Annotated in this window: 18 protein-coding genes; 12 read left to right on the forward strand and 6 right to left on the reverse strand. The window is 72.3% G+C overall.

What is annotated here, in order from left to right:
• Positions 1 to 48 precede the first annotated feature (48 nt).
• Positions 49 to 1,041 (forward strand): glycerophosphodiester phosphodiesterase family protein, encoded by a 993-nt coding sequence (locus ABD998_RS12090; protein ID WP_345439465.1) that lies wholly within the window; start codon positions 49 to 51, stop codon positions 1,039 to 1,041.
• Here the strand turns inward: ABD998_RS12090 and ABD998_RS12095 are convergent.
• Positions 1,034 to 1,690: a GntR family transcriptional regulator gene (locus ABD998_RS12095; protein WP_345439467.1), complete on the reverse strand. Its 657-nt coding sequence runs from the start codon at positions 1,688 to 1,690 to the stop codon at positions 1,034 to 1,036. The two genes, ABD998_RS12090 and ABD998_RS12095, sit on opposite strands and share 8 nt — an antisense overlap.
• 69 nt (positions 1,691 to 1,759) lie before the next feature.
• The gene (locus tag ABD998_RS12100; RefSeq protein ID WP_345439469.1) at positions 1,760 to 2,416 is read right to left on the reverse strand and encodes a GntR family transcriptional regulator; all 657 of its coding nucleotides are present in this window, start codon (positions 2,414 to 2,416) and stop codon (positions 1,760 to 1,762) included.
• Between the two features lie 170 nt (positions 2,417 to 2,586).
• Here ABD998_RS12100 and ABD998_RS12105 point away from each other — a divergent pair, with 170 nt between their 5' ends.
• Positions 2,587 to 4,968, forward strand: a complete 2,382-nt coding sequence (locus ABD998_RS12105; protein ID WP_345439471.1) for an ATP-dependent helicase — start codon at positions 2,587 to 2,589, stop codon at positions 4,966 to 4,968.
• 6 nt (positions 4,969 to 4,974) lie between these two features.
• Here ABD998_RS12105 and ABD998_RS12110 read toward each other — a convergent pair whose 3' ends face one another.
• Positions 4,975 to 5,652 carry a GntR family transcriptional regulator gene (locus tag ABD998_RS12110; protein ID WP_345439473.1) on the reverse strand — a complete coding sequence of 226 codons (678 nt, stop codon included), beginning with the start codon at positions 5,650 to 5,652 and terminating at the stop codon, positions 4,975 to 4,977.
• A 48-nt stretch (positions 5,653 to 5,700) separates the two neighbouring features.
• Between ABD998_RS12110 and ABD998_RS12115 the strand changes: the two genes are divergently transcribed.
• A complete protein-coding gene (locus tag ABD998_RS12115; RefSeq protein ID WP_345439475.1) occupies positions 5,701 to 6,891 on the forward strand; it encodes an MFS transporter in 1,191 nt (396 codons plus the stop codon).
• Between the two features lie 142 nt (positions 6,892 to 7,033).
• Entirely contained in the window at positions 7,034 to 8,248 is a 1,215-nt protein-coding gene (locus tag ABD998_RS12120) for an SseB family protein (protein WP_345439477.1), read from the forward strand.
• Between the two features lie 35 nt (positions 8,249 to 8,283).
• Here ABD998_RS12120 and rsgA read toward each other — a convergent pair whose 3' ends face one another.
• Positions 8,284 to 9,330 (reverse strand): ribosome small subunit-dependent GTPase A, encoded by a 1,047-nt coding sequence (gene rsgA, locus ABD998_RS12125; RefSeq protein WP_345439479.1) that lies wholly within the window; start codon positions 9,328 to 9,330, stop codon positions 8,284 to 8,286.
• Positions 9,327 to 10,676, reverse strand: a complete 1,350-nt coding sequence (aroA, locus tag ABD998_RS12130; protein ID WP_345439481.1) for a 3-phosphoshikimate 1-carboxyvinyltransferase — start codon at positions 10,674 to 10,676, stop codon at positions 9,327 to 9,329. The genes rsgA and aroA overlap by 4 nt, the downstream gene beginning before the upstream one ends.
• A 106-nt stretch (positions 10,677 to 10,782) precedes the next feature.
• Here aroA and ABD998_RS12135 point away from each other — a divergent pair, with 106 nt between their 5' ends.
• The 4 genes from ABD998_RS12135 to ABD998_RS12150 are packed head-to-tail and all read left to right on the forward strand — an operon-like array spanning position 10,783 to position 13,119.
• Positions 10,783 to 11,382: a sigma-70 family RNA polymerase sigma factor gene (locus ABD998_RS12135; RefSeq protein WP_345439483.1), complete on the forward strand. Its 600-nt coding sequence runs from the start codon at positions 10,783 to 10,785 to the stop codon at positions 11,380 to 11,382.
• Complete coding sequence (locus ABD998_RS12140) at positions 11,379 to 11,630, forward strand: anti-sigma factor family protein (RefSeq protein ID WP_345439485.1); 252 nt, start codon at positions 11,379 to 11,381, stop codon at positions 11,628 to 11,630. The genes ABD998_RS12135 and ABD998_RS12140 overlap by 4 nt, the downstream gene beginning before the upstream one ends.
• Before the next feature lie 56 nt (positions 11,631 to 11,686).
• The gene (locus ABD998_RS12145; RefSeq protein ID WP_345439487.1) at positions 11,687 to 12,874 is read left to right on the forward strand and encodes an inorganic phosphate transporter; all 1,188 of its coding nucleotides are present in this window, start codon (positions 11,687 to 11,689) and stop codon (positions 12,872 to 12,874) included.
• The gene (locus tag ABD998_RS12150) at positions 12,871 to 13,119 is read left to right on the forward strand and encodes a hypothetical protein (RefSeq protein WP_345439489.1); all 249 of its coding nucleotides are present in this window, start codon (positions 12,871 to 12,873) and stop codon (positions 13,117 to 13,119) included. The genes ABD998_RS12145 and ABD998_RS12150 overlap by 4 nt, the downstream gene beginning before the upstream one ends.
• Positions 13,120 to 13,256: 137 nt before the next feature.
• Here ABD998_RS12150 and ABD998_RS12155 read toward each other — a convergent pair whose 3' ends face one another.
• Positions 13,257 to 14,498, reverse strand: a complete 1,242-nt coding sequence (locus ABD998_RS12155) for an acyl-CoA dehydrogenase family protein (protein ID WP_345439491.1) — start codon at positions 14,496 to 14,498, stop codon at positions 13,257 to 13,259.
• 308 nt (positions 14,499 to 14,806) lie between these two features.
• Here ABD998_RS12155 and ABD998_RS12160 point away from each other — a divergent pair, with 308 nt between their 5' ends.
• The 4 genes from ABD998_RS12160 to ABD998_RS12175 are packed head-to-tail and all read left to right on the forward strand — an operon-like array spanning position 14,807 to position 18,721.
• Entirely contained in the window at positions 14,807 to 15,934 is a 1,128-nt protein-coding gene (locus ABD998_RS12160; protein ID WP_345439492.1) for an ABC transporter substrate-binding protein, read from the forward strand.
• A complete protein-coding gene (locus tag ABD998_RS12165) occupies positions 15,931 to 16,845 on the forward strand; it encodes an ABC transporter permease (RefSeq protein WP_345439494.1) in 915 nt (304 codons plus the stop codon). The genes ABD998_RS12160 and ABD998_RS12165 overlap by 4 nt, the downstream gene beginning before the upstream one ends.
• The gene (locus ABD998_RS12170) at positions 16,842 to 17,642 is read left to right on the forward strand and encodes an ABC transporter permease (protein ID WP_345439496.1); all 801 of its coding nucleotides are present in this window, start codon (positions 16,842 to 16,844) and stop codon (positions 17,640 to 17,642) included. The genes ABD998_RS12165 and ABD998_RS12170 overlap by 4 nt, the downstream gene beginning before the upstream one ends.
• Positions 17,639 to 18,721, forward strand: coding sequence for an ABC transporter ATP-binding protein (locus tag ABD998_RS12175; protein WP_345439498.1), 1,083 nt, complete (start codon positions 17,639 to 17,641; stop codon positions 18,719 to 18,721). Before ABD998_RS12170 ends, ABD998_RS12175 begins: the two co-directional genes overlap by 4 nt.
• Positions 18,722 to 18,728 lie beyond the last annotated feature (7 nt).

The following is an 18,728-nucleotide window of genomic DNA, read 5'->3' on the forward strand; positions in this document are numbered from 1 at the left end:
GCCTGTGATTCGCCAGGCGTTCACCCCGGGCGAACTAGCCTGTCGTGCATGCCCCGCCGCACACCGCTCATCATCGGCCACCGCGGAGCCTCCGGCTACCGCCCCGAGCACTCGGAGTCGGCCTACCGGCTCGCCTTCGCGATGGGGGTCGACGCCGTCGAGCCCGATGTCGTCGCGACGCGCGACGGTGTCCTCGTCGTGCGGCACGAGAACGAGATCTCCGGCACGACCGACGTCGCCGACCATCCCGAGTTCGCCGGCCGCCGCACGACGCGCGTCGTCGACGGCGGCAGGCAGACCGGCTGGTTCACGGAGGACTTCACGTGGGAGGAGCTCGCCACGCTCCGCACCCGCGAACGGCTGCCGGACATCCGCCCGTCGAGCGCATCCTTCGACGGCTCCGAGCCCATCCTGCGGCTCGTCGACCTGCTCGGCCTCGTGCGCGAGGCCTCGCTCGAGCACGGACCCGAGATCGGCGTCGTGCTCGAGATCAAGCACGCCACCCACTTCGCCGCCGCTGGCCTCGATCTCGTCCCGCTCGTGGCGCGCGACCTCGTCGCGACGGGCTGGGCGGATGGCGGCCCGCCGCTCGTCGTGGAGTCGTTCGAGCCGACCGCTCTCTCCCGGCTGCGCGAGGCGGGAGTCCGCGCGACGTACGTCTACCTGCTCGAAGCGGAGGGGAAGCCGGCGGATCTCATCGCACGCGACGGCGACGCCGCCGTCGGATACGCCGCGTCGGCCACGCCCGAGGGGCTCGCGGCGCTCGTCGGCGTCGTGGACGGTGTCAGCGTCGACAAGCGGATGATCCTCGCGGACAGGGGCGCGCTCGTCCGGGACGCGCACGAGCAAGGGCTCCTCGTCTACACGTGGACATGCCGGCCCGAGAACGCCTTCCTCGATCGCCGCTACCGCGGCGCGGGCGGGAGGGCCGCCTTCGGCGACTACGCGGGCGAGTGGGAGGAGCTGCGCGCAAGCGGCGTCGACGGCGTCTTCGTCGACCACCCGGACCTCGGCGTCGACGTCTTCCGCCCGATCACCTGACGGTCTCGCCGACCTCGACCCGGAAGAGGCGTCCTGCCGCGTGCTCCGCTGCACGGGCGTCCCCCGCGGCGAGGTGCGCCGCCAGCTCGCGGAACCGGGCGGCGACGAAGGCCGGCGGGTTCAGCAGCCGGTGCTCGCCGCGCGTGCTCTGGAGGAGAGCGGCGCAAGCGGCCTCGTACGAGTTGCGCAGATACGGATTGGCCGCGGCCCCGACGAGGTGGCCGAAAGCCGCCAAGGCCGCCTCGTACACGAGCGCGATCGACAGGGGCGCCGCCTGGCACGCGGCGGCGGCCTCCAGGCACAGCGCCGAGGCGAGCGCGCGCTCCTCGTCGAGCATCCGCGGCACGCCGAGGCGGATGGCGACACCGCACTCGATGCCGAGGCACTCGGCTGCGACCTCGAGCTCGTCGTCGCCATCGAGCGCGACGCGGAAGGATCGGGTGCGCGTGCGGACGACCATCCCGAGCCGCTCGAGCGATGCGAGGGCGCGCCGCACGTCGGAGCGCTCGACGCCGAGCCGCGCAGCCACCTCGGCGTCGCGGATGCGCGACCGTGCACCGATCGCGCCCGTGAGGATGGCCTTGCGCAGGTGGGCGAAGGCGTCCGACTGCGGAACATCGAGCGCGAAGACGTGGGTGCTGCGGTCCATGGCGTCCCTCCCGCGACCCACCGTAGCCGGAGGGAGGGCGTCGCGGCCAGCGCGGCCGCGACGCCGTCGTCATGGAGCGGGCGTCGCCGTGGTGGCGTCGAAGATGTCGAGGATGGCGCGCTCGGACACCTCGGCGTCGCCGCTCAGGATGGCCGCGCGCAGCTCGGCGAAGAGCGCCTCTACCCCCGGCGTGTGCGGCAGGGCGAAGGCACCCGTGCGGATGTTGCGCTCCAGGCCGAACCGCGCATCGCTCGTCACCGTGCGGAAGACGGGGTTGTCGGTCTTGTCGACGAGGAAGGCGAAGCACGCGAAGTACCGCTCGCGCACTCCCTCGCGGTCGCCGTCGAGGAGAGCGGCGCGCAGGCCATCGAGCAGCTCGACGGCCTCCTCGCGCTCGGCGGGCGACATGCGCTCCACCGCGATGCGCGCAGCGATCCCGGTCTGGTGGCGCGCGAACTCCATCGACGCGGCGACCATGTCGTCGGTGATCTCGGTCACCCGCGTGAACCGGCTCGCGGACATCTCGATGAGCCCCTCGCGCTCGAGCCGCTGCAGCGCCTCGCGGACCGGCATGCGCGAGACCCCCAGGCTCTCGGCGATGTCGACGTCTCGGATGCGCTCGCCGGGCGCGAGCGAGCCCTCGACGATCGCCGCGGCGATGCGGCTGTAGACGGCGTCTCCCAGACGCGCCGGCGACAGATCGAGCTTTCCCGTGAAATTCGGCATCATAACCTCCCCAGATCGATGCGAACGGATGCACACTACTCCGGAATCCTGAGATCAGACCGGTGTTCCTCCGGCGCGTGCTCGGGGACCACCCGCGGCGTCACCCGGGACACCCTGCGGGAGTCCGGGCCCATCCGCGTGTCAGGGGGCCCGCCTAGACTCGAGGGGCCATGACAGACGCGCTCTTCTCCCTCCCGACAGCGGCGGACGACGACCTGCTGCGAGGGCTCAACCCCCCGCAGCGCGAGGCCGTCGAGTACCGCGGCCCCGCCCTGCTCATCGTCGCGGGCGCCGGCTCGGGGAAGACGCGCGTCCTGACGCACCGGATCGCCTCGCTGCTGCGCAGCCGCGAGGCGTGGCCGAGCCAGATCCTCGCGATCACCTTCACGAACAAGGCGGCGGGCGAGATGCGCGAGCGCGTCGAGCAGATCGTCGGCGACAGCGCGCGGGGCATGTGGATCTCGACGTTCCACTCCGCGTGCGTCCGCATCCTGCGGCGCGAGGCCGAGCAGTTCGGATTCACGAAGGCATTCACGATCTACGACTCCGGCGACTCGCGCGCGCTGCTCAAGCGACTCGTGCGCGATCGCGAGGCCGACTCCCTCGGCCTGACTCCGGCTGGCGTGCAGTCGCGCATCTCCAAGCTCAAGAACGAGCTCGCCGACGCCGAGTCGTACGCGCGCGACGCGAACATGAGCGATCCCGCCGAACGGAAGTTCGTCGAGATCTTCGGCGACTACCAGCGCGAGCTGCAGAAGGCGAACGCGTTCGACTTCGACGACCTCATCGCGCAGACGGTCTTCCTCTTCCGCGCCTTCCCGCACGTCGCGGACGTGTACCGCAAGCGCTTCCGCCACGTCCTCGTCGACGAGTACCAGGACACCAACCACGCGCAGTACCAGCTCATCCGCGAGCTGACCCGTCCGATCCAGGGTGACGCCGGCGGCGGCATGGTCTTCGAGGATGCGCCCGGCGCCTCGCTCACGGTCGTCGGCGACTCGGATCAGTCGATCTACGCCTTCCGCGGGGCGGACATCCGCAACATCACGGAGTTCGAGCGCGACTTCCCCGGAGCCAGGGTCGTGCTGCTGGAGCAGAACTACCGCTCGAGCCAGAACATCCTCGACGCCGCGAACTCGGTCATCCGGAACAACTTCGACCGCAAGGACAAGAAGCTCTGGAGCGACCAGGGGCCCGGCGAGCAGATCGTCGGGTTCACCGGCTACTCGCAGCACGATGAGGCGCAGTTCGTCGCGGACGAGATCGAGACCCTCCGTCGCAGCGGCGTCGACTACCAGCAGATGGCCGTCTTCTACCGCACGAACTCGCAGTCGCGAGCGCTCGAGGAGATCTTCATCCGCGCCGCCGTGCCGTACAAGATCATGGGCGGCACGAAGTTCTACGACCGCGCCGAGATCAAGGACGCGCTCGCCTACCTCGTCGCCGTGGCGAACCCCGCGGACGAGATGGCCGTCCGGCGCATCCTCAACAGGCCGAAACGGGGCATCGGCGACGTGACCGAGACGGCGATCGCGCGGTTCGCAGCGGACAACGGGATGTCGTTCCGCGATGCCCTCGCGCACCCCGCGGAGATGGGTCTGGGCCCCAAGCTGCAGAAGTCGATCCTGCACCTCGACGCGGTGCTGCGGGAGGCGACAGCCGTGCTGCTGCCCGCGTCGGGAGAGCCCGCGCCGCCGACGGCCGTCACCGAGGGGCTGCAGGTGCTGCTCAACAAGAGCGGCTACGCCGATGCGCTCCGGATGAGCCGCGACCCTCAGGATGAGGCGCGCGTGGAGAACCTCGACGAGCTCGTGGCCGTCACGCGCGAGTTCGCGCGCAACAATCCCGAGGGGACGATCGTCGACTTCCTCACGGAGGTCGCGCTCGTCGCCGACACCGACGATCTCGACGACGAGTCGGGCGCGGTCTCGCTCATGACCCTGCACACGGCGAAGGGACTGGAGTTCGACGCCGTCTTCCTCACGGGCGTCGAGGAGGACCTCATCCCGCACCGCATCTCGGCGAACGAGCCCGGCGGCCCGCAGGAGGAGCGGCGCCTGTTCTACGTGGGCATCACGCGAGCGCGCAAGCGCCTGTACCTGTCGCTCGCGATGACGCGTGCGCAGTTCGGCGAGGTGACGGTCGCGATGCCGAGCCGATTCCTGCAGGAGATCCCGTCGCTGCTCATCGACTGGAAGCAGTCGCCCGGCGACGTCAACTCGCGTGGCGGGCTGCAGTCCCGCGCGCTCAACGCCCGCCGACCCGGCGGGAGCGCCGGAGACCGCTGGGGCGTCAAGCCCCTGCCCGCGGGTGGCGGGCTCAAGCCGAAATCGACCGCGATGGAGAAGTTCCCCGGTCTCGTCACGAACAAGGTGCGCGACAACGGCGATCTCGAGCTCGCCGCCGGAGACCGCATCCGCCACGACGACTTCGGCGAGGGCACGGTCGACGCCGTCACGGGCGAGGGCGCCAAGCGCATCGCGCACGTCCGCTTCGACTCCGCGGGTGCGAAGAAGCTGCTCATCAAGGTCGCGCCGATCGCCAAGGTGTAGCGCGGGTCACGCCGACGCGTCGTCGACCACGGCCATCCCGCGCCCGCGCAGGCGCCGCCGCTCCTCTTCGAGGAAGCCGACGAGACGGTCGCGCGTGCCCGCGCTGTGGGCCGAGACGAGCGCGACCGCACGTGGTGCGTCGCGTGCGGCGACGGCGTCGACGATGGCGAGGTGCTCGGCGCGGGCCTGGGCACGCGACTGCTCGGTGCGCACCTCGAGCCAGCGCGTACGGCTGAGGCGCGTCATGGCGTCGTCCATGGCGGATGCGAAGAACGGGTTCCCGGAGAGCCGCGCGAGCGCGACGTGGAAGTCGCCACCGTCGCGGAGGCCCGCCTCGGGCCCGTCCTCGTCCGGATGCGAGACGAACGCGCGCAGCGCCGCGATGCCTTCGCCGTCGGCCCGCTCCACGACCAGGGCGACGGCACCGGCCTCGACCGTCGCCCGGAACTCGAGCACGGCGCGCACCTCGGCGACGTCGATGGGCGAGACGCGCCAGGCGCGGCCATCCCGCCGGACGAGGCCCTCGTTCTCGAGGCGCATGAGCGCCGCGCGCACGGGCGTCCGCGACGCGCCCGTGAGCGGCTCCAGGCCCCTCTCGCTGAGCGCCTCGCCCGGGAGCAGATCGAACGACAGGATGGCAGCGCGCAGGGTCGCATAGGCAGCGCGGTCGTCGGATTGCGGCATGGGACCTCCGAGGTGGTATACCAAGACGGTACACCACTAGGAGGCGCGATGACCGGCACCCTCGTCCGGACCCCGACGAGAGCCTGGCGGATGCTCGTCCTCGGCGTGCTCGCGCAGGCCGCCGGGACGATGCTCGTCAGCACTCCCGCATACCTCATCCCGCTCCTGCACCTGGAGCGCGGCGTCCCGCTCGCGGCAGCGGGCGCCCTCGCGGCCGCGCCGACGATCGGGATGGTGGCGACTCTCGTCGCGTGGGGACACCTCGCGGACCGGTACGGCGAGCGCTGGGTCATCGCGGGCGGCCTCGCGCTCACGGCCGTTCTCGCTCTCGCGGCGTCGGCCATGTCCGACATCGTCGCCTTCGGGGTGCTCCTCGCGTTCGCCGGGGGAGCGTCGGCGAGCGTGAACTCCGCGAGCGGGCGCATCGTCGTGGGCTGGTTCCCGCGCGAGCGCCGCGGCACCGCCATGGGCATCCGGCAGATGTCGCAGCCGCTCGGGGTCGCCGCGGCTGCGCTCATCGTGCCGGGGCTCGCCGAACTCGGCGGGATGGCCGCACCGCTCGTGGTCGCGGCGGCGGCGACCGGCGTGCTCGCGGTGCTGTGCGCGATCGGCATCGCGAACCCGCCGCGCCCTGCGGCCGCCGCTGCGCGCCCGGCGGCCGTCCATCCGTATCGGGGCAGCGGGTTCCTCCTGCGCATCCACGCCGTGTCGGTGCTGCTCGTCGTGCCGCAGTTCCTGCTGTCGACCTTCGGGATGGTCTGGCTCGTCGCGGGACTCGCGTGGGACGCGGCCGCTGCCGGCGCGCTCATCGCCGTCTCGCAGTTCGTCGGCGCCTTCGGCCGCATCGCCGTGGGGGCGCTCAGCGATCGCCTCGGGAGCCGCGTGCGGGTGCTGAGGTGGGTCGCCGTGAGCGGCGTCGTCGTGATGGCCGTGCTGGCCATCGTCGCGGCGGTCGCCTGGAGCATCCCGGCCGCGATCGTCCTCGTCATCGCCTCGACCGTGACGGTCGCCGACAACGGCCTCGCGTTCACCTCCGTCGCCGAGGCCGCGGGACCCGGCTGGTCGGGCAAGGCTCTCGGTATCCAGAACACGGGTCAATTTCTCGCGGCGTCGGCCGTCGGCCCCGCGATGGGCGCGCTGATCACCGCCGTCGGCTTCCCGATCGCCTTCGCGCTGACGGCGCTGCTGCCGCTCGCGTCGCTGCCGCTCATCCCGCGGGACGACGTGCACGCGGAGTGAAGGGCGCCCGCGTCCGCTCGCATCGTGCGGATGTTCTCGTGCCGGGGCGCTGTCCGCAGCACGTGAGGGATGTCCGGCGGCGAACCTGGCCAGTGGGTGCGAAGCGGCCGGGCGCCCGTCCGCCGCACCGTAGGCTGGGCGCATGGGCCTGTTCTCGAGGAAGAAGAAGACCGACCCCGCGCAGGATGAGGCCGTCGCGCCCGCCGCGGAGGAGACAGCGGAGCAGGCGGAGCCCGCGGCCGCCGCCGACGCGGCCCCGCAGGTCAACATCTCGTTCTCGGCCTTCCGCGGCGTCGGCGCCGCCGGACCGGAGGTCGCGGCTCCGACCGACCCGGGGTCGCAGCCGACCGCGTCCGACGCATCGGGGCCATCCGGGCAGCCCGGCACGACCCGGCACGGCACGACCCAAACCGGGACGACGCGGCCCGGCGCATCCGCGCAGCCGGCCGCGACCGGAGTGCCCGCTCCCTCCGCGCAGCCGCCGCTGACCCGCACACCCGCTCCGCAGCCGTCGCCGCCCGCGCGTCCCGAGCTGCCGAAGGCGCCGGCGGCTCCGCCGACCGTGCTCGAGTCGGTGCCGGGGCTCCGCGACAACGCCCTGCTGCGCGATGCGCTCGCGGCGCTGCCCGAGAAGCCGACCGGGCCGCAGGTCATGGGCGTGCTGCGCCAGCTGCTGCAGGGGCACGTGTTCCTGCGGGTGAAGGGAGACGCTCGCCAGCAGATCTCGGAGGGCAAGCCCGTCACGTTCGGCATCGCCCGCGTCGGCGAGAAGAACTTCATGCTCGCGTACAGCTCGGGGAAGGCGCTGCGCGACGCCGTGCAGGCCGACGGCGACACCGCGACCTCGGCCGTCGCGCAGCCCGTCGCCTCGCTCCTCACTCAGCTGCTCGACGGCGACTTCGGCGGCATCATCATCGACAACAGCTCCGCGCCCCACCGCGTCGTGCTGCCGCGCGACATCGTGGAGCAGGCCGTCACGCAGGCGGACCCCGAGTTCCGCCTGAAGGCGCTCATCACGGCTCCCCGAGAGGCCGACACCCCGCATCGGGTGGCGGCGCTCCTCGCCGAGCAGCCGCCGCTCTGGGTCGCGGTGGGCGCGCTCGCGACGGACGACTCGAAGATGGGGATCGCCGAGGCCCGCCTCGCCGACGGCACGCGACTCGTGCAGGTGCATTCGCACCCCCTCGAGGTCGTCGCGCAGGGGCGCGGTGAGAAGGCGCTCCCGATCCAGGTCGACAAGCTCGCCAAGATGCTCCGCGAGCACCCCGAGCTCGGGGGCCTGCTCATCGACCCCGCCGGCCCGCTCATCACCCTCACGCGCGAGGAGCTCGCGCCTGTGCTCGCCCTGGCGGAGTAGCCGCTCCGGCTGCCGGGCCTCCGCGGCCCGAGCGGTCAGTAGTCCGCGCGGCCGCCGAACGTCTCGAGCAGGCGCTGCAGGGAGTCGACGCGCGCAGCGGGCAGCGTGCCCGCGGCCACGGCGTCGTTGAGGGCGCAGTCCGGCGCGTCGGCGAGGTGCGTGCAGCCGCGCGGGCACTCCTCGGCGACCGCGTCGAGATCGGGGTACGCGCGCAGGATGTTGTCGGGATCGACGTGCCCGAGCCCGAACGACCGCACGCCGGGGGTGTCGATGACCCAGCCCGCGCCATCCGCCCCGCGATAGCGGAGCGAGACCGTCGACGACGACGTGTGCCGGCCGCGGCCCGTGACCTCGTTGACATGGCCCGTCGCACGCCCGGCCCCCGGCACGAGCGCGTTCACGAGCGTCGACTTGCCGACGCCCGAATGGCCGACGAACACCGTCGAATGACCGACGAGCGCCCGGCCGATCTCGTCGACGGGCGCCTCGCCGCGCGCGCTGCGGAACACCCGCAGATCGGCGAGGCCGTCGAAGTGCGCGAGGAACGCCGACGGGTCGGCGAGATCGGTCTTCGTCACGACGAGCAGCGGCCGGACCCCGGCGTCGAGCGCCGCCACGAGGTAGCGGTCGACGAGCCGCGGGCGCGGCTCGGGATCGGCCGCGGCAACGACGACCAGCATCTGGTCGGCGTTCGCGACGATCACCCGCTCGACCTGGTCGGTGTCGTCGGCGCTGCGCCGCAGCAGCGATGTGCGCTCCTGGATGCCGACGATGCGCCCGAGCGTCCCCTCGGCTCCCGAGGTGTCGCCGACCACGCGTGCGAGGTCCCCCGTCACGATGGGCGTGCGCCTCAGCTCTCGGGCGCGCGCCGCCGTCGCCTCGTGCTCGTCGGGCCCGTCCTCGTCGACGAGCACGGTGTAGCGGCCGCGGTCGACTCCGAGGACGCGCGCGATCCGGGCGTCCTCGTGCGCGGGACGCCGCTTCGTGCGCGGTCGGTTCGCCTTCGGATTCGGCCGGACGCGGACGTCCGACTCGTCGTACGCGTCGTCGAGGTCGTCGTCCTGGTCGTCGAGCCAGCTCACGCCGGAGCGCCCCCGTGCACGAGTCGGCCCCACAGCTGCACGAACTCCGGCAGCGTCTTCGCCGTCGTCCCGATGTCGTCGACGACGACGCCCGGGGTGCGCAGCCCGACGAGCGCACCCGTCGTGGCCATCCGGTGGTCGTGGAACGCCTTCCACGGGCCGCCCGTGAGAGGGCGCGGGAACACCCGGATGCCGTCCGGCAGCTCCTCGGCCTCGCCGCCGACGGCGCGGATGTTCTCGGCGAGCGCCGCGAGCCGGTCGGTCTCGTGGCCGCGGATGTGCGCCACGCCGCGGAAGGTCGACGGCCCGTCGGCGTAGGCGGCGAGGCCCACGAGGGTCGGGGTGAGCTCGCTCACGGCCGAGAGATCGAGATCGACGCCGTGGATGGCCCTGCCCGCCGACACCGTCAGGGCGCCGGCGCGACGGCTGACGCGGCCTCCCATGTGCGCGAGGATCTCGGTGAGCTGCGCGCCCGGCTGGGTCGAGTGCGGGGGCCATCCCGTCACCGTGACGTGACCGCCCGCGATCATCGCCGCCGCGAGGAACGGCGCCGCATTCGACAGATCGGGCTCGATGGCGATGTCCTTGGCGCGGACGGGTCCCGCCGGCACGATCCACTCGCCGTGGCCCGCGCGCTCGACGAGCACCCCGCGACGCGCCAGGCACTCGATCGTCATGTCGATGTGCGGAACGCTCGGAAGCCGGTCGCCGACGTGACGCAGGCGGAGCCCGACGTCGAACCTCGGGGCGGCGAGCAGCAGCCCGGAGACGAACTGGCTCGACGCCGACGCGTCGATGTCGATCTCCCCGCCTCGGATGTGCCCGTGCCCGTGCACGCGGAAGGGGAGCGCCCAGTGCCCTCCGTCGTCGATGTCGAGTCCGAGGTCGCGGAGCGCCTTGATCATCGCGCCCATGGGGCGGTGCAGTGCGCTCTCGTGAGCCGTCACGGTGACCTCGCCGTCGGCGAGGCCCGCGAGCGGTGCGATGAAGCGCATGACGGTGCCGGCCTGGCCCGAGTCGACCGTGCTGCCGCCGCGCAGCGGCAGGGCGGGCGTGACGTGCAGGTCGGGGCCGAACGGGCTGTCGCCCTCGACCTCCTCGATGCCCACGCCGAGCGCGCGCAGGCCCTCGACCATCCGAGCGGAGTCGTCCGAGTGCAGCGGCCGGTGCAGCGTGCTCGGCCCGTCGGCGATCGCGGCGAGGACGAGCTCGCGGTTCGTCAGCGACTTCGAGCCGGGGATGGTCAGGGTCGCCTCGAGGGCGCCGTCGGACACGGGAGCCGCGTAGGCGCCCTGAGGTCTGGTCACGGCGTCACGGCCGTCGGGGGAATACCCTCGCGCAGTCATCGCGTTCCACCCTACTGAAAGGTACGGAGGGAGTCGGATGATCGCCACGCTGGATCGCGCGCATGCGGAGGTGGCCGCGGAGGTCGCGGGCCTAGAATCACTCTTCATGAGCGACGCACCATCATCCTCCGCCGATGCGCGCGCGCAGTTCGAGGAGCAGGCCCTGCCGTTCATGGACCAGCTCTACGGCGCCGCGATGCGCATGACGCGGAACCCGTCGGACGCCGCCGACCTCGTCCAGGAGACGTTCGTCAAGGCGTTCGCGTCGTGGGCGTCGTTCACGCAGGGCACCAACCTCAAGGCGTGGCTGTACCGCATCCTGACGAACACGTACATCAACACGTACCGCAAGAAGCAGCGGGAGCCGTTCCAGGGCACCATCGACGAGCTCGAGGACTGGCAGCTGGGCGGTGCGGAGTCGACCACGGCGACGAGCAGCCGTTCGGCCGAGGCCGAGGCGATCGACCACATGCCCGCATCGGTCGTGAAGGACGCCCTGCAGTCCATCCCCGACGACTTCCGGATGGCGGTGTACCTCGCGGACGTCGAGGGGTTCGCCTACCAGGAGATCGCCGACATCATGAAGACGCCGATCGGCACCGTCATGAGCCGCCTGCACCGAGGCCGGCGGCTCCTGCGCGGACTGCTGGCGGACTACGCGGCCGAGCGAGGCATCCAGGCCGCCCAGACAGGAGTGAAGAAATGACTGACTGCGGCTGCGAGAAAGCCCGGCGCGATCTGGAGGCGTACCTCCGCGGAGCGATCGAGCTCTGCCACACGCGTCACACCGACATCGCCGAGCACATCGACGGCTGCCCGAGCTGCCAGGACGAGGTCCTCGTCGAGCGCACGCTGACGGATGCCATCCAGCGCTCCTGCCGTGAGGAGGTCGCGCCGGAGACGCTGCGCGACGAGGTCCTCGCGAAGCTCCGGACGCCGCACAGCGTCTCCTGAACAGACGCTGAACCGGGGGTGACGCGCGCGACGCGCGCGGGTGGACAATAGAAGGTGTGGAAGAGCTCTTCGTCCTCCTGCTGGTGGTCGTCACCGCACTCGCTTTCGACTTCACCAACGGGTTCCACGACACCGGGAACGCCATGGCGACGTCGATCGCGACGGGAGCTCTGAGGCCGAAGGCCGCCGTCGCCCTGTCGGCCGTGCTGAACCTCGTCGGCGCGTTCCTCTCCATCGAGGTCGCGAAGACGGTCGGCGGCGACGTCGTGGACCTGAGCCAGGCGCAGGGCGAGGAGCTCATGCTCATCGTGTTCTGCGGCCTCGTCGGCGCCATCATCTGGAACCTCGTGACGTGGCTCTTCGGCCTGCCGTCGTCGTCGAGCCACGCGCTCTTCGGGGGCCTCGTCGGCTCCGCCCTCGTATGGGGCGTCGTCAACGGCGCGAACGGCGTCGTGTGGGGCGGGATCATCGGCAAGGTGCTGATCCCCGCCATCCTCTCGCCGTTCATCGCCGCCCTCATCGCGGGCGTGGGCACGTGGCTCGTCTACCGGATTACGGCGACGGCGCCCGAGAAGAAGACCGAGGGCGGCTTCCGCTGGGGCCAGCTCGGATCGGCATCGCTCGTCTCGCTCGCCCACGGCACGAACGACGCGCAGAAGACGATGGGCGTCATCTTCCTCGCCCTCATCGCCTACGGCGCCGTGAGCCCCGAGGACGACGTGCCGTTCTGGGTCAAGCTGACCTGCGCGCTCGCGATCGCGCTCGGCACCTACCTCGGCGGCTGGCGCATCATCCGCACGCTCGGAAAGGGCCTCGTCGAGCTGTCGGCTCCGCAGGGGATGGCCGCCGAGACCTCGAGTGCGGCCATCATCCTCACGTCGAGCCATCTGGGCCTGCCGCTGTCGACGACGCACGTCGCGACGGGCTCGATCCTCGGCACGGGGCTCGGGCGCAAGGGCGCGGAGGTGCGCTGGAAGCTCGCGGGCCGGATGGCCGTGGCCTGGGTCATCACGCTGCCCGCGGCGGCCGTCGTCGGCGGCGTGTGCTGGTGGATCGGCAGCGCGTTCCCCGGCCTCGTCGGCGTGCTCATCGTGTTCGCGCTGCTCGTGGCCCTCTCCGGCTACATGTACTGGCACTCGAAGAAGACCGAGGTCTCGCATCGCAACGTCAACGACGACTGGCCCGACGGCGCCGTGACCCTCGACACCGCCAACGTGACGAGCGTCGTCAAGGTCGGGCGGTGACCGCGGTGTCGATCGATCTGCCCGGCATCCTCGGGTCCGTCCTGCAGGTGCTCGTCGTCGGCCTGCTCCTCGGAGCGGGTCTCCCGGCCCTCTTCGCCCTCGGCATGCGGCTGCTCGCCGCGGCCCCCGAGCACGGACCCGCGCCGGCGCGCGCGGGCGCCTGGACGTGCTTCGCGCTGTGCATCGTCGCGGCGGTCGCCGGCATCGTCGTCATCGTCTTCGGCAAGGCGATCTTCGGCGGCTGATCCCGCGCACCGGGGCTGATCCCGCGCACCGGGGCTGGACCCGCGCACCGGGGCTGGACCCGCGCACCGGGGCTGGACCCGCGCACCGGGGCGCCGGGCGGCCGCATGGCCGCCCGGCGCCCCGGGTCCGAGGAGGATCAGGTGTACCAGGTCGGCTCGGGATCCTTGCCGAGCAGGGCGTACTGGCCCACCTCCCGCTTCTTGTACGGGATCGGGTCGTGCAGCGTGTGGGTGCGCAGGTTCCGCCAATGGATGTCGAGCCCGACGGCGTTCGCCGTCGCCCGCGCCCCCGTCAGCTCGAACACCTTCGTCGCCGCCTCCAGCCCGTCCTCCGCGATGCGCAGCTTCGCGGCGGCGATGCGGGCGGCGATGCGACCGCGACGCTCCGGCGTGAGCTCCTCCCGCGGCGCGTGCAGGGCGGCGGAGATCTCGGCTCCCGCGGCGTCGACGAGCGCTTCGTCGGCCCACAGCTTCGACTGGATCTGGCCGTAGCCCTCCAGCACGTACCACTCGTCGACGGCGCGCTCCTTGTCGTCGCCGCCGTAGGGCCAGGCCCTGCTGTGCTCACGGGTGTAGCCGGCGGCCTGGTCGAGGGCGCCCTGGGCGATGCCGAGGTAGAAGTTCGCGAACACGAGCTGGATCGCCGGGACGTTCAGGGTGTTGTAGACGAGGGGCTGGAACACCCTGTCGACGAAGCCGGCCGCGCCGCTCCAGTCGACGCGGACATCGCGGATCTCGACCGACCCCGACTCCGTGAGCCGCTGGCCGAGGTTGTCCCAGTCGCGGGCGAACACGATGCCCTCCTGGTCGGTCGGCACGATGGCGAAGATGTGCGTGTCCGTCCCCTGGAGCACGCCCTCGAGCACCGTGAGGTCGGAGACGACGCCGCCCGTCGAGAACGACTTGCGTCCCGAGAAGACGAGCTCGTCGCCGTCCTCCGTGACGACGAGGTCGGCGTCGCGAGGGTTGACGGCGCCTCCGAACAGGAGCCGGCCCTCCGTGTACAGCTGCTCGACCGCGGCGATCTGGGCATCCGTTCCGACGAGGCGCACGGCCCACGCCCACAGGTAGTGGTAGCCGAGGAGCTGCCCGATCGAGCCGTCGCCGCGCGCGATCTCGCGGATGACGCGGTAGGCGGTCTCCCAGGTCTGGCCGCCGCCGCCGTGCGCGGCGGGCCCGAGCAGGGTGACGAGGCCGCTCTCCTTGAGCAGGGCGACCTCGGCCGCGGGAGGCGCGCCGGCGCGGTCGCGCGCGAGCGCGTCGTCGGCGAGGACGGCGGCGACCTCGCGGGCTCGGGCGATCCATCCGCCGGCGTCGCGCGGCGTGTCGGCCCAGGCGGGGTGTCGGTGCGTCGTGGGGTCGGGGGCGATGAGGGTCATCGTGAGTGCTCCTTTCGCGGGCGGGTGCCGATGAGCCGGCGGGCGCCGATGAGCCGGCGGGTGCCGATGAGCCGGCGGGTGCCGATCAGTGAAGCAGTGGACGAGCCGCCGCGCGCGAGGATGACGCGGGATTGCCGGCACGATCGGCGATCGTGATGGGCACCGATCGGATGGCGTTCACCCCGCGGACACCGGAGCGCTCGCGACACGACACCGCGCGGGGCCCTGGCCGTCACCGCGCCCGCGTAGCTTCGCCGCTCGTGCGCGTCGCCCGAGCGCGCCGTCCCACCCGCACCGGAGGATCTCCCATGTCACGTCGTCACGTGTTCGCCTCGCTCGGCCTGCTGGCCGCGTCATCCCTCGCCCTCGCGGGCTGCGCCTCCGCCGCCTCGTCCGACGCGGCGGCCTCGGACGGCGTCGACGCCGCGGCCGCGACGAGCCTGGAGGACTTCGGGTCGTTCGAGGCGCTCGAGGAGGCGGCCAAGGCGGAGGGTGCGCTCAACGTCATCGCCCTGCCGCGCGACTGGGCGAACTACGGCGAGATCCTCGACCTGTTCGCCGAGCGCTACCCCGAGATCGCGATCGAGGAGCAGTCGCCCGACGTCTCGAGCGCCGAGGAGATCCAGGCCGCCGAGGCGAACGCGGGGCTCGACACCGCGCCCGACGTGTTCGACCTCGGCCTCACGGTCGCGCTCCAGAACACCGACGCGTTCGCCCCGTACCAGGTCGAGACGTGGGACGACATCCCCGAGGAGCTGAAGCACCCCGACGGCCTCTTCGTCGGCGACTACGGCGGGTACATGTCGATCGGCTACGACTCCGCGCAGTTCGACGAGCCCACGTCGCTCGACGACCTGCTGGGCTCCGACTTCGCAGGGTCCGTCGCGATCAACGGCGATCCGACGCAGGCGGGCGCCGCGTTCGCCGCCGTCGGACTCGCGACCGTGCAGTCGGGCGGCACGCTCGACGACTTCCAGCCCGGCATCGACTTCTTCTCGGAGCTCAACGCCGCGGGCAACCTGCTGAAGGTCGACGTGACGTCGGCCACGGTGGCGTCCGGCGAGACGCCGGTCGTCTTCGACTGGGACTACCTCAACGCCGCGCACAGCGCGGAGAACCCGGACTGGAAGACGGTCGTTCTCGACGGCACCGGGTACGCGGGCTACTACAACCAGGCCATCAACGCCGACGCCCCGCATCCTGCCGCCGCCAGGCTCTGGCAGGAGTTCCTCTACAGCGACGAGGTGCAGAACCTGTGGCTGAAGGGCGGCGCGCGTCCCGTCCGCGCGGACGCGATGGCCGCAGCCGGCACGATCGACGAGGAGCTCTACGCGGCGCTCCCCGAGGCGCCGGCCGAGACGGTCGTCCCGACCGAGCAGCAGTCGGCCGACGCCGGCACGCTGCTCGGCGAGTCGTGGGCGTCGGCCGTCGAGTGACGACCGCCCTGCTCGAGCGCGAGGCTCCGGCCGTCCCGCCGGCGCCTCGCGCCCGTGCGCGCCGCCGCCTCGATCCCGCCGCGATCGGCCTCGTGCCGTTCGCCGTCTATGTCATCGTCTTCCTGCTCGTCCCGACCGGGATCGCGCTCGGCACGGGGTTCGTGGATGGCGAGGGGGCGTTCACCCTCGACAACCTCGCCGGTCTCGCCGAGCCGACCATCCTGCGCACCTTCGGCAACTCGCTGTGGCTCTCCGCCCTGACGGCCCTGGTCGGGTCGGTCGTCGGCGCCCTCGCCTGCTACGCCATGCTCGGGCTGCCCGAGGGCGGTCGGGTGCGGGTCGCGGTCGACGCCGCGGCGAGCGTGCTCGCGCAGTTCGGCGGCGTCATGCTCGCGTTCGCCTTCATCGCGACGCTCGGCGCCCAGGGCCTCGTGACCTCGCTCATCCTGGATGCCACGGGCGTCGACATCCACGCGGGCGGCAACTGGCTCTACGCGCTGCCGGGGCTCGTGCCGGTCTACACATACTTCCAGGTGCCGCTCATGATCATCACGTTCATGCCGGCGATGACGGCGCTCAAGCCCGCGTGGGCGGAGGCCAACCTCACGCTGGGCGGAACGCGCCTCGGCTTCTGGCGGCTGATCGGGATCCCCGTGCTCGCGCCCGCCTTCCTCGCGAGCCTGCTGCTGCTCTTCGCGAACGCCTTCTCGTCGTACGCCACCGCCGCCGCGCTCGCGAGCCAGGGGGCGCAGATCGTCCCGCTGCAGATCCGTGCCGCGCTCACGAGCGAGACGGTGCTCGGTCGCGAGAACCTCGCCGGCGCGCTCGCGCTCGGGATGATCGTCGTCGTCTCCGTCTGCATGTGGGGGTACTCCGCCATCCAGGGCCGAGCGGCGAGGTGGCAGCGGTGAGCGCGGCGTCCTTCGCCCCGCGCGCCGCCGTGCGCTGGACCATCGGCCTCGCCATCCTCGCCGTCTTCGCCATCCCCCTCGTCTCCATGGTCGAGTACTCGCTGCGCGACGGCGACGGGTACTCCGCCGTGCACTGGGCGGCGCTGCTCGACCCCGCGCAGGCGTCGACGTACCGGCCGATATGGACGGGGCTCGCGAACTCGGCCGCGCTCGCGGCGGTGACGGTCGGCATCGTCCTCGTGCTCGTGGCGCCCACGGTCGTGCTCGTGAACCTGCGGTTCCCGCGTCTGCGGCGGATCTTCGAGTTCGTCGTGCTCCTGCCGATCTCGATCCCCGCGATCGTGGTCGTGGTGGGGCTCGCGCCGATCTACCAGTCCATCGGGCGCGCGGTCGGCACGGGCGTGTGGACGCTCGCCTTCGCGTACGGCATCACCGTGCTGCCCTTCGCGTACCGCGCCATCCAGGCGTCGGTCGACGCCGTCGACCTCCCCACGCTGTCGGAGGCCGCGCGCACGCTCGGATCGGGATGGGCGACCACGATGCTCCGCGTCATCGCGCCCAATCTCCGGCAGGGGCTGCTGGCCGCGTCGCTCATCTCGATCGCCGTCGTCCTGGGGGAGTACACGATCGCCTCCATCCTGGGGCGGCAGAACCTGCAGACGGCGCTCGTCGTCGTCGGGAAGCAGGACCCGTGGGCGCCCGTCATCCTCTCCCTGCTCTCGCTCGTCTTCGCGTTCGCCCTGCTCGTCGTCATCGGCCTCGCCGGCCGCGCCCGCCCCGGAAGGACCCGCTCATGACCCTCGACGCCATCGAGACCGAGGAGAACGCCGTGCTCTCCGCCCGCGGAGAGGGCGTCCCCGTCGCCTTCGAGGGCGTCGTGAAGGAGTTCGGCACGACGCGCGTCCTCCACGGCGTCGACCTCGACGTGCGCCCGGGGGAGTTCCTCTCGCTCCTCGGTCCGTCGGGCTGCGGCAAGACGACCCTGCTGCGCATCCTCGCCGGGCTCGAGCAGGCCACAGGCGGCGTCGTGCGGATCGGCGGCGCCGACGTCTCGGCCGTGCCGACGAACAAGCGCGACCTCGGGATGGTGTTCCAGGCGTACTCGCTCTTCCCGCACCTCACCGTGCGGCAGAACACGGCGTTCGGGCTCGAGCGCCGACGCGTCGAGAAGCGGGCGGCGGCCTCCCGGGCGTCCGACGCGCTCGCGCTCGTCGGCCTCGCGCACCTCGCCGACCGGTACCCTCACCAGCTCTCCGGCGGGCAGCAGCAGCGCGTCGCCCTCGCCCGCGCGATCGTCACGGAGCCGCGCGTGCTGCTGCTCGACGAGCCGCTCTCGGCGCTCGACGCGAAGGTGCGCGTGCAGCTGCGCGACGAGATCCGACGGCTGCAGCTGCGTCTGGGCATCACGACGGTGTTCGTCACGCACGATCAGGAGGAGGCACTCGCCGTCTCCGACCGCATCGCCGTCATGGACGCCGGACGCATCGACCAGGTCGGCTCGCCCGAGGACCTCTACCTGCGGCCCGCGACAGCGCACGTCGCGGCGTTCGTCGGCCTGTCGTCGGTGGTGCCCGCCGTCGTGGCGGGCGGGCTCGCGACGGTGCTCGGCACCGTCCTGCCCGTCGTCGGGGAGGCCGCAGACGGCGCGGCCGAGGCCTTCATCCGTCCCGAGAACGTGCGACTGGGCGGCCCCGTCCAGGGGACCGTCGTCGAGTCGACGTTCCTCGGCAGCGTGCGCCGCTCGGTCGTGCGGGTGCCGACGCCGGATGGCGCGGCGCTGCTGCACGTGCAGCACGCCGCGTCCGAGCGCCTGGCGTTCGACCAGCGGGTGACGCTCGCCATCGACCCCGTGCCGGTGGTCGTGCGGCCCGCATAGGGTGAGA

This window comes from Microbacterium gilvum (assembly GCF_039543865.1).
Lineage (GTDB): Bacteria > Actinomycetota > Actinomycetes > Actinomycetales > Microbacteriaceae > Microbacterium > Microbacterium gilvum.